11 protein-coding genes are annotated in these 15150 nt (G+C 70.6%); 4 read left to right on the top strand and 7 right to left on the bottom strand.

Features of this window, described 5'->3' with window-relative positions:
- Positions 1–33: 33 nt before the first annotated feature.
- From SOM19_RS13495 to SOM19_RS13480, 4 genes are all read left to right on the top strand, one after another.
- Complete coding sequence (locus tag SOM19_RS13495; protein ID WP_320487114.1) at positions 34–1188, top strand: AI-2E family transporter; 1155 nt, start codon at positions 34–36, stop codon at positions 1186–1188.
- A 143-nt stretch (positions 1189–1331) separates the two neighbouring features.
- A complete protein-coding gene (locus SOM19_RS13490) occupies positions 1332–1550 on the top strand; it encodes a hypothetical protein (RefSeq protein ID WP_320487113.1) in 219 nt (72 codons plus the stop codon).
- 43 nt (positions 1551–1593) lie between these two features.
- On the top strand, positions 1594–4506 hold the full coding sequence (locus SOM19_RS13485) for a helix-turn-helix transcriptional regulator (RefSeq protein ID WP_320487112.1): 2913 nt from the start codon (positions 1594–1596) through the stop codon (positions 4504–4506).
- A 38-nt stretch (positions 4507–4544) separates the two neighbouring features.
- On the top strand, positions 4545–5591 hold the full coding sequence (locus tag SOM19_RS13480; protein ID WP_320487111.1) for an ATP-dependent DNA ligase: 1047 nt from the start codon (positions 4545–4547) through the stop codon (positions 5589–5591).
- 10 nt (positions 5592–5601) lie between these two features.
- Here the strand turns inward: SOM19_RS13480 and ligD are convergent, their stop codons facing one another.
- The 7 genes from ligD to SOM19_RS13445 form a co-directional block, all read right to left on the bottom strand.
- Positions 5602–6648, bottom strand: coding sequence for a non-homologous end-joining DNA ligase (ligD, locus tag SOM19_RS13475; protein ID WP_320487110.1), 1047 nt, complete (start codon positions 6646–6648; stop codon positions 5602–5604).
- 310 nt (positions 6649–6958) lie between these two features.
- Positions 6959–7555: a dihydrofolate reductase family protein gene (locus SOM19_RS13470; protein WP_320487109.1), complete on the bottom strand. Its 597-nt coding sequence runs from the start codon at positions 7553–7555 to the stop codon at positions 6959–6961.
- A gap of 1 nt (position 7556) precedes the next feature.
- Positions 7557–8033 carry an SRPBCC family protein gene (locus SOM19_RS13465; protein WP_320487108.1) on the bottom strand — a complete coding sequence of 159 codons (477 nt, stop codon included), beginning with the start codon at positions 8031–8033 and terminating at the stop codon, positions 7557–7559.
- Positions 8030–8416 (bottom strand): ArsR/SmtB family transcription factor, encoded by a 387-nt coding sequence (locus tag SOM19_RS13460; protein ID WP_414683655.1) that lies wholly within the window; start codon positions 8414–8416, stop codon positions 8030–8032. Before SOM19_RS13460 ends, SOM19_RS13465 begins: the two co-directional genes overlap by 4 nt.
- A 63-nt stretch (positions 8417–8479) precedes the next feature.
- Positions 8480–9508: an SseB family protein gene (locus SOM19_RS13455; RefSeq protein ID WP_320487106.1), complete on the bottom strand. Its 1029-nt coding sequence runs from the start codon at positions 9506–9508 to the stop codon at positions 8480–8482.
- A gap of 91 nt (positions 9509–9599) precedes the next feature.
- Complete coding sequence (locus SOM19_RS13450) at positions 9600–12059, bottom strand: ATP-dependent helicase (protein WP_320487105.1); 2460 nt, start codon at positions 12057–12059, stop codon at positions 9600–9602.
- A 55-nt stretch (positions 12060–12114) separates the two neighbouring features.
- Entirely contained in the window at positions 12115–15138 is a 3024-nt protein-coding gene (locus SOM19_RS13445) for a hypothetical protein (protein ID WP_320487104.1), read from the bottom strand.
- Positions 15139–15150 lie beyond the last annotated feature (12 nt).

The following is a 15150-nucleotide window of genomic DNA, read 5'->3' as shown; positions in this document are numbered from 1 at the left end:
AGCCGGATGCCGCGCCACGGTTAGCCTCGACGCATGGGACTCTTCCACAACGACCCGCAGAAGGTGCGCCTCGAGTCGCCGGACGTCGAGCTGAAGGCCACGCGGGCACCGTGGAGCCTGTGGGCCGACGGCTTCGGCAAGCTCGGCATCCGGGCGATCCAGATCATCGTGGTGGTCGCCGTCGCGGGCGGGATCATCTTCGCGATCCAGTCCCTCACGCTGGTGACGATCCCGCTCGTGATCGCACTGATCCTCGCGTGCGCGTTCCTCCCCGTCATGAACTGGATGCGCCGGCGCGGCGTGCCGTCGGTCATCGCCACCCTCATCACCATGCTGGGAATCACGGCGATCCTCGGCCTGCTCAGCTGGCTCATCGTGTGGGCGGTGCGCGACCAGTGGGACGAGTTGTACGCGCAGGCCGAAGGCGGATTCCAGGACCTGCTCGCCTGGGTGCAGACGCTGCCGTTCGAGTTCGTGCAGCCCGACCAGATCGACGAGCTGGTCGATCAGGTCACCGCGTTCGTCACGAGCTCCCAGTTCGGCTCCGGCGCGCTGGCCGGCGTGGGGGCCGTCGCGAACTTCGTGACCGGCCTGGTGCTCATGATCACGATCCTCTTCTTCTTCCTCAAGGACGGCCCGCAGATGTGGGAGTTCCTGCTGCGGCCGTTCCGCGGTGAGAACTACGTGCGGGCCCGTCGCATCGGCGACAAGACCACGACGGTGCTCGGCTCCTACGTGCGCGGCACGGCGACGGTCGCGGCGGTCGATGCGATCGGCATCATGATCGGTCTGCTCATCCTGCAGGTGCCGCTCTGGCTGCCGCTGGGTGTGCTCGTGTTCCTGCTCGCCTTCATCCCGATCGTGGGGGCGACCGTCGCCGGCATCATCGCGGCGCTGGTCGCGCTCGTCGCGAACGGCCCGCTCAACGCGCTCCTGGTCGTCGGCGTGGTCGTGCTCGTGAACCAGCTCGAGGGCAACTTCCTCCAGCCCGTGCTCATGGGTCGCACGATGAAGCTGCACGCCTTCGTCATCCTGGTCGCGCTGACCGTCGGCACGGTGCTCGGCGGCATCGTCGGCGCCGTGCTCGCGGTGCCCATCGCCGCCGCCGCCTGGGGAGTCATCCAGGTCTGGGACGGACCCGATCTCCCGGCCCGCTGGGCGCGGCCGAAGCTTCCGATCGAGGCCTGACCCGCCCGCGGCTCACCGAGTCTCCGTCCGGCGTATAGGGCGGTGCCGGCGCGAAGATACGGCATTCGTCCGATGGGGTGCACCCCCCTCAGCGAGCAGAGTCGTACCTGTCCGAAGCCATCGGCTGAAGCAGGGAGATCGAAATGGATGCCTCGACCTTCGTCGTCGCCCGTCTCAACGACCAGCGCGCACGCGAGCTCGACCGCGACCTGGCGCACCTCGCGTCGCAGGCGCAACGGCCCGCAGACGTCGCGCACCCCGCACCGGTTCGCGCACTGTGGCGCCGGCTCACGGTGCCGCGTCGTCGCACGCTCCCGGCCGACGAGCGGGCGCGCCTCACCCTGGCGGGTCCGGCGTCATGATGCGCCCCTCCTGCGCGTCGGGGGGAGGTGCGAGCATATGACCATGCCCGCACTCACCTCGACCCCTCGCATGGTCGGACGCCGAGCTGAGCTCGATGTGCTCCTCGACGCGTACGACGACGGCCGAGCCGGGCACCCGCGCACGGTGATCGTGCGCGGCGAGGCGGGGATCGGCAAGACGCGACTGGTGCAGGAGTTCCTCGCCGCGACCGCGACGCGGCGGGACCCGGGCCTGCCTCTCGTGATCGCGGTCGGGCAGTGCGTCGACCTCGGCCCCATCGGCTCGCCGTTCGGTCCGGTCCGGCGCGTGCTGCGCGACCTGCACTCCGCCCTCGGCACCGACGCCCTGCGCGTGGCGGCGGGGTCACCCGCGGTCACCGCGACACTCGCCGCCCTCGTTCCCGGCATCGCCGACGATGCGGCCGCCGCCGAGGAGCGACCGGGTGAGTTCTCCGAGGCCATCGAGGTGCTCCTCGAGGGCCTGTCGAACGAGCGTCACGTGATCGTCGTGCTCGAAGACCTGCAGTGGGCGGATGCCGCGACCCTCGCCCTGCTGAAGACGCTGGCCAGCACTCTGCGCGGCCGGCACCTCACGATCGTCGCGACCTACCGCTCCGACGACATCGACCGCTTCCACCCGCTCAAGCCCGTGCTCGCGGAACTCGACCGCACGCGCACGATCCTCCGCGTCGAGGTGGTGCGGCTCACGCTCGAGGAGGTCGCCGAGCAGGTCGCTCAGCTCGCCGCCGCAGACGGCCCGACCGGGGGCGACGTCGACGCCCTCGCGGAGCGCAGCGGAGGCATCCCGTTCCTCGTGGAGGAGCTGGTCGATCTCGGCGCCCGCGGGCTGCCCGACACGCTGCGAGAACTGGTGCTCGCCCGCTACTGGAGACTGAGCGAGGAGGCGCAGGAGACCGTCCGCGCGATGGCGGCCGGCGGTGTGCACGCCGACCACGACGTGCTGGTCGCGGTGTCGGCGCTCGACGAGCACGCGCTCGACGTCGCGCTGCGCGAGGCCATCGACTCCCGGGTCGTGCTCGCGGACGGCGCCGGCTACTCGTTCCGCCATGCCCTCACGCGCGAGGCCGTGCAGGGCGAGATGCTTCCGAGCGAACGCGTGCGCGTCCACCGCCGGTACGCCGAGTGCCTCGCCGAGCGACGGACGGACTCGCCCGACGACGTCTCGGCCATCGCCGAGCACTGGCTCGCCGCGCGCGACCTGACGGCGGCGTTCGACGCAACGGTGGTCGCCCTCACCCGGTCGCGGGCAGGGTACTCCCCCGCGACCTCCGCGAAGCTCGCCGAGCGTCTCACCGAGCTCTGGGATCAGGTTCCGGATGCCGAGACCCGCGCGGGCGCGACGCTGGCGCAGCTGCACCTCGAGGCCGCACAGGCCTGGCACGACCTGGGCGAAGCCGAACGCGCGCTGCGGTCCGCGGGCGAAGGGCTCGCCGTCTGCCCGGACGACCCGCTCACACGGGCGGGCCTCCTGCGCCAGCGCTTCGTCGAGGTGTACAACCTCGAGCACCACAGCCGCCTGGAGGATCTCCACACCGCGGTCGAGCTGCTCGAGTCGGTCGACGACGTACGGGCGAGGGTGCTGCTGTCGCGGGTGCTGTCGAATCTCGCGATCGGCGAGCACGGCGCCGAGGCGGAGGAGCACGCGCACCGGGCGATCTCGCTTGCGGAGGAGGCCGACGACCACGCCGCCCTCGCGGTCGCCCTCACGATCGAGACGTGGCGCATCGCCGGCGATGAGGACGACTCACCCCGCGCGGTGGCTCCCATCGAACGCGCGGTGGCACTGGACCTGGACCCGGCGATGCGCGCCTACGCCGGGTGGGCACAGATCGACCTGCTGATCCGGCTCGGCCGGTTCGACGAGGCGGCGCTCGTCGGGGAGCAGCACTACGCCGAGTGCGTCCGCGCCGGCATCGAGCGCGGCTCCGGCTCGTCGATCGCGTTCTCGGTCGCACGGGCGCTGTTCGCCGCCGGCCGGCCGGTCGAAGCCCGGCGCTATGCGCGACGCGCACTCCGGCTGATGGAGCGAGACTCGCGCGGCTCCGCGCTGCGAATGCTCTCGACCCACTACACCTGGAACGACGAGGCGGTCGCCCGCGAAGAGCTGCTCGCCGCCGAGCGCACGACGATCGACGAGACGCTCCGCGCGAATCCGGATAAGCACGGCTCCTGGGTCATCGACCGCGGCGATGCCCTCCTCGACAGGCCCGGAGCGGCGATCGCGCCCGCGAACCGGCAGACCTGGGCCGACACCGTCGACCGCACGGTCTCGCTGGCCGAAGACACCTCCCCCTCGGGGATCGCGCGATTCGCCGCACTGACGGCGGCCATGCTGCTCGCGGCGGGATCGCCCGACGATGCCCGGCCCGCTCGGGACCGTCTCGAGAAAGCGGTCGCCGCCTGGCCGGCACGTGGCACGGCCCCGGTGGTCGCGGCCTACGTCCGAGCGGTGCTGGCCGAGGCCGACCGGGTGGCCGCACCAGACCGCGTCGCGCTGTGGTCGACGGTCACCGACGACCCGGCGTTCGCCGAACTGCCCGTGTGGCACCGCCACGCCGCGCGCTGCTTCCAGGCCGCCGCTCTCATCGAAGGAGGGGATCGGGATGCCGCGGCCGCTCTGCTGCGCGAGGTCGCCGATGAAGCGCCCCGCCATGGCGTCGCCCGGGTCGGGCGCTGGGCGACCGAGCTCGCGGCGCAGGCGGGACTGCTCACCGACGCCGGCGCTCCCCCGCGCGACGCGGAACTGTCGGCGCTCACGCCGCGCGAGCTGCAGGTCCTCGAACTCATCGCCGAGGGACTCACGAACCCGCAGATCGGCAAACGGCTGTTCATCAGCCCCAAGACGGCGTCGGTCCACGTCTCGGCGATCCTCGCGAAGATCGGGGCGTCCAACCGGGCCGAGGCCGCCGCGCTGTACGCCGCGTCCGTGGCCTGACACTGTCCGGCGTCGGACCGGCACGGCAGGATGGGTCCATGCCGTACGAGATCCCCGCGCCCATGCTCGCGAAGTCCGTGCCCGTCGTGCCCGATCCGGCCAAGACGCCCGGCGGACTGAGCTTCGAGCCGAAGTGGGACGGGTTTCGCGCCCTCGTCTCCTGGGACGGCGAGAACGTCGAGATCGGATCCCGTGGCGCGAAGCCGCTGACGCGGTACTTCCCCGAGCTCGTCGAGGCTTTCGCCCGGCTTCTCCCCGAGCCCTGCCTGATCGACGGCGAGATCGTCGTGCCGAAGGGCGAGCCGGGTGCGCAGCGACTCGACTGGGAGTCGCTGAGCCAGCGCATCCACCCGGCGGCGTCGCGCGTGAACATGCTCGCCGAGACCACGCCGGCCATGCTCATCGCGTTCGATCTGCTCGCCCGGGGCGATCGTGACCTGCAGGCCGAGCCGTTCGAGGCGCGACGGGCCGAGCTGGTCGACCTGCTCGCCGGGGTGCCGCACCCGGTGCACGTCACACGCACCACCGACGACCCCGAGGTTGCTCAGCGCTGGCTCTCCGAGTTCGAGGGGGCAGGCCTCGACGGGGTCGTCGCCAAGCCGCTCGCGCAGCCGTACGCCCCCAACAAGCGGGCGATGTTCAAGATCAAGCACGCTCGCACGGCCGACGTGGTGGCGATGGGCTACCGCATCCACAAATCCGGTGAAGGGGTCGGCTCGCTGCTGGTCGGCCTCTACTCGGACGACGGCACGCTGTATCCGGTCGGAGGGGTCGCCGCGTGGAGCAACGCGCGCCGCCTCGAGCTGATCGACGAGCTCGCACCGCTCGTGCAGCGCGACGAGGACGGCGCAGCGGTTAAGGGCGAGGGCGAGAAGTCGCGGTTCTCCGCCGCCGACCGCGACTCGTCGTTCGTGCACCTGCGCCCCGAGCGGGTGCTCGAAGTGCGCTACGACCAGCTCGAGGGCTGGCGGTTCCGTCACACGGTGCAGTTCGAGCGCTGGCGTCCCGATCGGGATCCCGCCTCCTGCACCTACGACCAGCTCGAGACCGTCTCGGCCTACGACCTGGGGGACGTGCTCGACTGACGGCGGTCCGTCACTTCGCTTCGCCGTCTTCCGACCAGTTCTCCGCGTTCTTCCGGCTCGGCTGCACGCGCGGCGGCTCGCCGGGCATCTTCGGGAAGTCCGGGGGGAACGACAGTTCACCGAGCCCCGCATCGAGGTCGCGCTGCCACCACTCCAGCAGCGTTTCGATGCGGCCGGGCTTCGCCAGCAGGTCGGCCCACGGGTCGCCGACGTCTGCCAGACGCTGCGGAACCGTGCGCACGGTGAAGGCGGCGGGATCGGCATCCGCCAGCTCGTCCCAGGTCAGCGGCGTCGACACCGTGGCTCCGGGCAGCGCGCGAGGGCTGTACGCCCCGGCCATCGTGCGGTCGCGATTTGCCTGATTGAAGTCGATGAAGATGCGTTCGCCGCGCTCTTCCTTCCACCAGTTCATCGTCACCTTGTCGGGCATGCGGCGCTCGAGCTCGCGCCCGGCCGCGATCACCGCGTGCCGCACGTCGAGGAACTCATGCGTCGGCTCGATGGGGCAGAAGACGTGGATTCCGCGATTCCCGCTGGTCTTCAGGAACGCCGTCAGCCCCGCCTCCGCCAGCACCTCGCGAAGCGCCGGAGCGACGGCTGCGGCATCCGCATAATCGGTGCCCGGCTGGGGGTCGAGGTCGATGCGCAGCTCGACGGGATTGTCGGTGTTCGCGGTGAGCGACGCCCAAGGGTGGAACACGATGGTGTTCATCTGGACGGCCCACACGGCCGTCGCGATCTCGCTCAGGATGAGCTGCGGATGCCGTCGCCCGCTGTTGTACGTCACCGTCTGCGCCTCGACGAACGCCGGGGCGCCCTTGGGCGGGTTCTTGGAGTAGAACTTCTCACCGCCGACGCCGTCGGGGAACCGCTCGAGCGACACCGGACGATCGCCGTTCGCGGTGATGAACGGCTCGGCGACGGCGAGGAGGTACTCGGCCAGCTCGTGCTTGGTGATCCCGAGCTCCGGCCAGATCACCCGGTTCGGGCTGGAGAGCCCGACCTCGCGATCGCCGTCCGGACCGGGCATGGTCAACGTGATGCGCTCCGACGCCATGCCTCGACCCTAGGCGGGGGACGCGACATCCCGCACCCCTCGGGCCGCCCGGCTTCCGCACCGGATTCAGGAGACACGCCGAGCCGGGGGGTTCGCCGACCCATCAACTCCGGCGCGTCTCCCGAATCTGGCACAGTGCCGCCCGAGGCCTTCGCTGGACGACGTTCCGCCGCGCCCGGCTCCGCACCCGGCTTCCGCACCGGATTCAGGAGACACGCCGAGCCGCCCGGCCCGCTGACCCCTCGGCTGCGGCGCGTCTCCTGAATCTGCGAGCGCGACTCGCGATCCGCTGCAGAAAAACCAGCCCGGGCTACTTCTCGACCGGGAACACCATGTGCGTGACGCGCGTGCTCGGGATGACGACCGTGGGGTCGCCGAGCCGGACGAGCGCAGGGTCGATGCCGGCGAAGTACGCGTGGCCGCTGCCGAGCACCACCGGCACCAGGTCGATCGCGACCTCGTCGACGAGTCCGGCTGCCAGCGCCTGGGCGGCGACGGTGCCCGCAGCGACCCCGACCGTGCCGTCGCCCGCGATCTCCTGCGCCCGCGCGATCGCCGCCTCGATGCCCTCGGTCACGAAGTGCGCGTTGCCGGTGTGCGCGTGCGCCCAGCCGGTCGGCACCTCGTGGGTCAGCACGACGAACGGCACTCCCATCGGGTGCACGCCCTGCCAGCCATCGGTGATGTCGAACAGCAGGCGCCCGACGACGAGGCAGGCGACGTCGCCCACCCAGCTGCGCCAGTAGTCGGCGCTGGTCGGCGTCAGGTGGAACGGGCCGAGCTCGCCCTCGTTGACGATCTCGACGTCGCCGGCCTCGTACCAGTCGAAGAGGCGACCGGGGTCGTTGTCCTCGTGCGCGACGAACCCGTCGAGAGACATCGACGCCGCGGTCACCACCTTGCCCATGTCAGCGCGCCTCCCCCAGCATCCGGTCGAGCTTCTCGTAGCCCTCGCGCATGCCGCGCTCCATGCCGGAGGCGATCATGTTCTCGAGCACCTCCGCGCTCGGGAAGACGCTTCGGTCGACCAGGCGCGACCGCCCGCCCGGGAGCTCCTCGAAGCGGATGGTGTCCATGCTGACCTGGTCCGGCCAGCCCTCGAACTCGAACGTCTGGATGATCAGCGCATTCTCGCGGATCGTGTGGAAGACGCCGCGGAAGGCGTACTCGCCGTCGGTGTCCTCCTGCACGAAGCGGTAGCTTCCGCCGGTGCGGAAGTCCCACTCCGTCGTGGTGGTGCGCTCCTTGTCGGGTCCGATCCACTGGGCGAACAGCTCAGGGTCGGCATGGGCGCGGAACAGCGCCTCGACGGGGGCGTCGAACTCGCGTGTGATGTCGGCACAGGACGTGCCGGGCACGGCGTCGATGACCAGCGGATTGCTCATGATTCCTTCTCCTTCGTGCGGGTGGATGTGTTGTCGCGAGGGGTCGTGGGCCGGGACTCGGCGAGCACCGAGTCGAGGCGTCGGTAGGCGCGCTCGGCATCGATCCGGTAGCGGTCGATCCAGGCGGTGAGGCGCTCCAGCGCGGCGGCGTCGAGGTGCACCGGCTTGCGCTGCGCCTCCCTGGTCCGCCACACGAGGCCGGCGTCTTCGAGCACGGTGATGTGCTTGGAGACCGCCTGGAGCGAGATGGCGAACGGCTCGGCGAGCTCGCCGAGCGTTGCCGAACCGCGACTGAGGCGGGCGACGATCGCACGCCGCACCGGATCCGCCAGCGCGGCGAACGCCCGGTCGAGTGCGGCATCGGTGTTCGTCATCAATCTCATCCTTTATCAATCAGTAGGTTTACTAAAGGATAGGACGATGCGGATGCCGCGTCAAGGCCTGAATCAGACGGCGCGGGCGAAGACCGGTGCGAGGTCGATCCGGGAAAGACGGATCCAGGGTCCCGCGGGATCCACGATCACGCCGGAGAGTCCGGTGTCGCCGTTGAGGGCACCCGCGAGCTGCGCGGCCGTGAGCGGCGCAGCCTGGTCGCCGCGCCCCATGACCGCGACTTCGAGCGGGTGAGAGTAGACCTCGAGGTAGCGCGCGCCGTCCTCAGACCGCCCCTCCGCGATGCCGGGGCGCCCGTCAGCGACCTTCCCCACGGCCACCCAGAGCGGCACACGCGTGAGCGCTTCGGCCACCGCCGACGCCGTCCCGGGCGTGCGCTCCCCGGCGAGGAGCGTCTTCACGGTGAGGGAGTCGTCCACCTTCTCCATCACCTTCTTGAGGAGCTCTTTGGGAAGCACGGCCCGCGCCGGCGCCGACGACTGGTCGATGACGAGTCCGTCGTAGGGTCCGTCGAGCACGTGCCGCAGGACGGCGAGCACCGGCTGACCCATCGCCGAGGTATCCACATCGCCGTCGGCGCGCACGCTCGCCTGGAGCGAGGCACCGCTCGAGTACGCCAGGGCGAAGCGGCGCTCCCCGACGTTGATCATCGCCAGCGGCAGCTCCTTCCCCTCGGCGAGCAGGGTGCGGGCGTCGCCCTTGACCCGCAGGAAGAGGTGCCCCTGCAGCATCTGACGCGCCACGTCGAGCAGGGCCTGCGAGGCGATGCCGTCGGCGACGCGGGCGAGCGCCTCGCGCACGAGCACATTGTCACGCAGCCCGGGGACGGTCTCGGTCGCGACCGGGGCGACCTTCGTCGCAGCGCGGGCCGTCCGGCGCGGTTCGACCCGCGGGGCGGGCGAGCCCAGGCCGCCGTAGGAAGAGACCGAGATGGGAACGGATGCCGCGGCCTCCGTGGGCGTGGAGACCTCTGTCGGCTCCTCCGATGCGCGCTCACCGGCCGGCGAGGGCGCGTCGTCGGGCGTGACGTCGCTGCGCTGCGAGTCGGAGGAGTCCTTGGGTCGGCGCGAGAAAAGAGCCATGGTCCGAGCCTAACCCGGGCGCCCGGACAGCTCCGATGAGCCCGCGGCCGGGGCTGACGCCCAGGTCCCTGTTAGCACCCCCGACCCAGTCCTACAGCTTCTCGATCGGCGCGATCTTGATCAGCAGCTTCTTGGGTCCGGCCTTGTCGAAGCGCACGTGCGCGACGCGCTTGGCACCCTCGCCGGTCACGGCGTCGATCTTGCCTTCGCCGAAGTCGTCATGACGGATGCGGTCGCCCGGCGCCAGCTCGAGGTCGCCGTTGTCGCGCACCCGGGCGGGGATCTTGTTCGCGAACCGGTCGATTGAGCCGCTCGGCTCGCGTCGCGCCAACGGCACGAGGTCGTCGCCGTAGCGCTTGCCCGAGCCGCCGAAGCCGGAGCCAGACTGACGGCGGGCGTTGAGCGCGCGCGACTGCGTTCCGCCGCGTGAGTTGACGTCGCCCGGCGACTGCCGCCAGTTCAGCAGCTCGGCCGGGATCTCCTGCAGGAAGCGGCTCGGCATGGCGACCGTCACCTCGCCGAACTGGGCGCGGGTCATCGCGAGCGAGAGGTAGAGCCGCTTGCGGGCGCGCGTGATGCCGACGTAGAAGAGGCGGCGTTCCTCCTGCGGACCGCCGGGCTCTCCTGCCGAGATCCGGTGCGGGATGAGGTCCTCCTCGACACCGGTCACGAAGACGGCGTCGTACTCTAGGCCCTTGGCGGTGTGCAGCGTCATGAGCGACACCGAGCCGGATGCGTCGTCGAGGTCGTCGGCGTCGGCCACGAGCTGCACCTCGGCGAGGAAGTCGATGACCGTGCCCTCCGGGTTGTTGCGCGCGAACTCTCGGGCGACGGCGACGAGCTCGTCGAGGTTCTCGATGCGCGCCTCGTCCTGCGCGTCCTTGCTCGCGCGGAGGGCGTCGTAGTAGCCGCTCCGGTTCAACAAGAGCTGCAGGCCCTCGGCGACCGCGGTCGGCGGCGCGAGCTCGCCCGTCGCGGGGAGCATGAGAGCGGATGCCTCGGCCAGCACCGCGTCGAGGTGGGCGATGGCGGTCTGGATCTTGGGCCCGACACCGAGCGCCGACGAGTTCGCGAGCGCGTCGCGGAAGGTGATCTGCTCCTCCTGCGCGTAGCGGGCGATCGTCTCGATGGTCACATCGCCGATGCCACGGCGCGGGCGGTTGATGATGCGACGAAGCGCCATCTCGTCGGCCGGGTTCGAGACCGCGATCAGATAGGCGAGGGCGTCCTTGATCTCGGCGCGCTCGTAGAACTTCGTGCCGCCCATGATCTTGTAGGGGACGGCGGCCCGGATGAAGATCTCCTCGAGCGCACGCGACTGGGAGTTCGTGCGGTAGAACACCGCCATCTCGGAGTAGGCCGCGCCCGCTCGGTGCAGGACCTCGATCTCGTCGGCGACGAACTGCGCTTCATCGTGCTGCGAGTAGCCGGTGAAGCCGATGATCTGCTCACCGGCGCCGACGTCGGTCCACAGCTTCTTGTCTTTGCGGTCGAAGTTGTTGCTGATCACCGCGTTGGCGGCCGAGAGGATGTTCTGAGTCGAGCGGTAGTTCTGCTCGAGCAGCACCACCTTCGCCCCCGGGTAGTCGCGCTCGAACTCGCTGATGTTGCGGATGTCGGCGCCGCGGAAGGCGTAGATCGACTGGTCCGAGTCGCCGACGACTGTGAGGGAGGCACCCGCCTTGTCGGGGTCATCGGCCGGGTCGGCGTCGAAGATCATCATGCCGCCGGACGAGGCGATGGGTCCGGCATCCGACCCGACCGGCCTGGTCAGCTCGTGGATGAGGGCGTACTGCGCGTGATTCGTGTCCTGATACTCGTCGACGAGGATGTGGCGGAACCGGCGGCGATAGACGTCGGCCACGTGCGGGAAGGCCCGGAAGAGGAAGACCGTCTGACCGATCAGGTCGTCGAAGTCGAACGCGTTGGCGCGCTGCAGTTCGCGCTGGTAGGCCGCAAACACCTCCACGAAGACGCGCTCGGCCGGATCGCTCATGTTGGCCGACCGGGCGTAGGACTCGGCATCCGACAGCTCGTTCTTGAGTTTGGAGATGCGGCCCTGAGTCGCCGCAGGGGTCAGCCCGAATGCGTCGGCCTCGTGCTCCTTCACCAGACGCTTGATGAGCGCACGCGAGTCGCCCGAGTCGTAGATGGTGAACGCCTTCGTGAAGCCGAACTGCTCGGCCTCGCGACGCAGGATCCGTACGCACGCGGAGTGGAAGGTCGAGATCCACATGCCCCGGGCGGTGTCGCCCACGAGCTGCTCGACGCGCTCGCGCATCTCGCCGGCCGCCTTGTTCGTGAACGTGATCGCGAGGATCTGGCTGGGCCAGGCCTCTCTCGTGCGCAGCAGGCTGGCGACACGGCGCGTGAGCACGCTCGTCTTTCCCGAGCCTGCGCCGGCGACGATGAGCAGCGCAGGGCCGCGATACGTGACAGCCTCGCGCTGCGGTGCGTTCAGCCCCGTCAGCAGGTCTTCGTCCGGGCGGGAATCGCTGGTCCTGGGTCCGCGATCTCCGCCGACGATGAGGGGCATGGAGGCGTCGGTCATGGCTCCTCAAGTCTAGGCGCGCCACCCGACAGTCGCCCTCGCGTCAGTCGCTGAGTCAGGCGGCTGCGGTCGGCTTCCGGCGCCACGGCACGGCGAGCAGCACACCGATGACGAACAGCACGCCGCCGAAGGCCGCGGCGATCCACGGCGTCTCCGGCGGGATCTCGAGGTACGTGGTGATGCCGAGGATGCGGGCGAGTCCCCACGGCAGCAGCCCCATCTCGTCGTTCCACAGCGTCAGCGCCCGCTCCAGGCCGATGACGCCGATGACCATCGCGGGAACAGCGAGTCCTGCGCCGACACCGGCGAGCACGTAGCCCGTGGCCCGCCGCGCGCCGACCTGGGCCGCCAGGGCCCACCCTCCGGCGACGAAGACCCACACGAACAGCGCGAAGGCGACGGCGATGTACGCCGTGCGGAACAGCGGCTCGGTCCAGAACGCGAACCAGTACCCACCCGGACCGGTGAACGACAGTGCCGCCAGCGTCACGATGCAGCGGAGGACCACCACCCCGCCGACCGCGGCGATCACGGGCCACGGCGAGCGATCGCGGATCAAGGCCCTCACAACGATGGCGAAGACGGCCCACGCGCCGAAGATCACGAGGAGGTGGGTCCACGACAGGAAGGAGGTCTGCACTGCCCGGGTGGCGACGAGGAGCGCGCCCGGAACGATCAGCAGCAGCCAGCGATCGAGCCGCAGCATCCCGAGCGTCGACTCGCGTGCGCGCCACGGCCGGGTCGAAGCGATCCACGATGCGCGTGCCGCCGCGGCGCCCGGACGCCGGACGAGGCGGGTACGCGCCGCCACCATCCCGATGACCACCCACGCGCCCGCGAAGACGAGCAGCACGCGGGCCATCCACGCCATCGCGAGATCGCGCTCGGCGCGCTCCACCCCGAGCTGCGCGGCCGTCAGGTTGTACGCGGGATAGTCGATGTCGCCCTCGTAGCGCTCGAGGTGCGCGGCGGCGAGCGCCTCGAACTCGGCGCGGTCGGAGTCCCACGAGGCGTACGCCGCGGGTGAGAGCGTGTCGTGCCACTCCCCCTGGTGCAGGATCATCGCGCGGTACGCCGCGAGCATCCGCAGCACGTCGAGCTCGTAGTCCAGCGTCTGGGTGAAGGCCTCGTGGAGTGCCGGATCGCGCCAGGTCGCGGCATCCGTCTCCGCCACCGTCTCGCGCATCTTCTCGACCGTCGCGACCGCCTCGTCACCGCCGGCGATGGCCGCCTCGATGTCGCCGCCGGTCGCGTCGCGCGAGATGGCGTAGAGCACGTCGAGCACGGCGGAGTCGCCGGTGAGGATGTCCCACTCGAAGATCCACATCATGGGCGGCGGCTCGAGGCCGATCGCGAACACGCGCTGATCGGCGAACGCCTCGATGTACAGGCCCTGCTCGATGGCCTCACGCGAGAGGCCCATCGCCTCGACGATCGCCGCGACCGTGGCCGGGTCGTCGGAGAACCACTGCCGAGCCCAGCCCGCTGTGACGTCGGCGACATCGGTCTCGGGGTCGCGCGCGAGCGCGGAGGCGACGACGGTGTCGAGCTCGTACAGCTGCCAGAATCCGGCCTTGAGGTAGAGCGTCATCGGACCGGCCCGCCAGGGCCCGCCGTCCTGCGTCCACACCCAGACGCCCTCGATGTTGTCGTTGGCGGCCAGCAGCGTCTGCAGCGCGTACTGATACTCGCGGCCGAGGTCGTTCGGGAAGGCGCCGAAGTCCTCGAACTCGCGGCGGCTCTGGAACTCGACGATGCGCCGCTGGGCGCCCTGCTCAAGGGTGTCGTTGAGCGGCAGCCAGCTGTAGAAGTCGCCGAGCGTGTACTTCGTCGACACGATGAGCGCCGGCGAGTCGATGCCGCCGAGCACCGCCTCGTACGAGGCCGGGTTCGTGTGCATGTCGCCGACGGCGCCCACGCCGACGCTCCACGTACGGAAGATCACTTCACGATCGGATGCCTCGGCCTGCGCGCTGAGCGTCTCGAGCATCGCGCGCACCGCGGTCGGAGTGCGCACGGCCAGCTGCGAGTAGTAGTCCCAGCCTTCGACGTCGTACACCTGCCCGGCCTCGCCGATCCGGATGAGGATGCCGTCGAGCGCGGGCTCGGAGGCGTAGAGCTCGTCGAGTCCCGCAGCGTAGACGTCCCACAGGGCCGGGTTCTCGGTGTCGAGCGACCCGAACCGGTCGACGAGGTAGTCCTCGAGCGGTGTCGTGAGGGTGAGCATGTCGGTGCGCAGGAACACGTCCATGCCGAGCTCGTCGGCGTGCGCCCAGAAGGGTCCGAAGGCGTCGCGGAGGGCGAGTGCCTGCTCCCGATGCTCGTCGCCGGGCGTGTAGACCTCGCCCTCGGCGACCTCGTCGAACGCGACGAACTCGACGAATCCGGGGAACGCGACGGCGTTGTAGCCGTTGGCGAGCGAGTGGCGGATGAACTGGTCGAAGTCGGAGAACGCCTCCGCCAGTGCAGTTTCATCGATGTACGGGGCCTCCGGCAGCAGCACGTCGGCGAACGCCTTCGAGGCGTGCGAGTAGTCGGTCCCGGGCTCCCAGGCGGCGGGATCGGGCTCGACGCCGACGGCGCCCATGTCGACCATCCGGAAGGGCAGCCGCGACGTCACCTCCTCGCCGAGGTGCTCGGCGACCGAGCGGCCGGTGCGCACCTGTGCGGCGAGGTCGTAGATGCCGCGGACCGCCCCGCTCTCGCTCGCGGCCTCGATGCGCAGCGCGGCCGCCGTGCCGGCGAGCCGGTAGGTCTCGTCCTCCTCGTCGCCGTTCCCTGCGACGACGGTCAGCGAGGTCTGCCCCTCCCGCGCGAAGGCGTCGGCGGTGGCGTCGAGGAGGGTGTCCAGGGCGACGTCGTAGCGCTCACCAGCCGGCGCGTCGACGGTGGTGAACCGGGGCGCCGGAACCGGCGCGCCGACGTCGGGGGCGGTCGGCGCCGCGGGCTGCATCTGCTCGGCCGACTCGGTGCGGATGCCGAGAGCGTCACCCACGACGATGCCGAGGCCGGCGCCGAGCGCGATCAGCACGAGTGCGGTGACCACGGCGAGCGTCCCCCGCCTGGTCGCCATCGTCATGCGCTAACGGTA

Source organism: Microbacterium sp. CFBP9034, assembly GCF_034045255.1.
In the GTDB taxonomy this organism is placed as follows: domain Bacteria; phylum Actinomycetota; class Actinomycetes; order Actinomycetales; family Microbacteriaceae; genus Microbacterium.
This window is presented reverse-complemented; position numbering and strand designations above follow the sequence as displayed.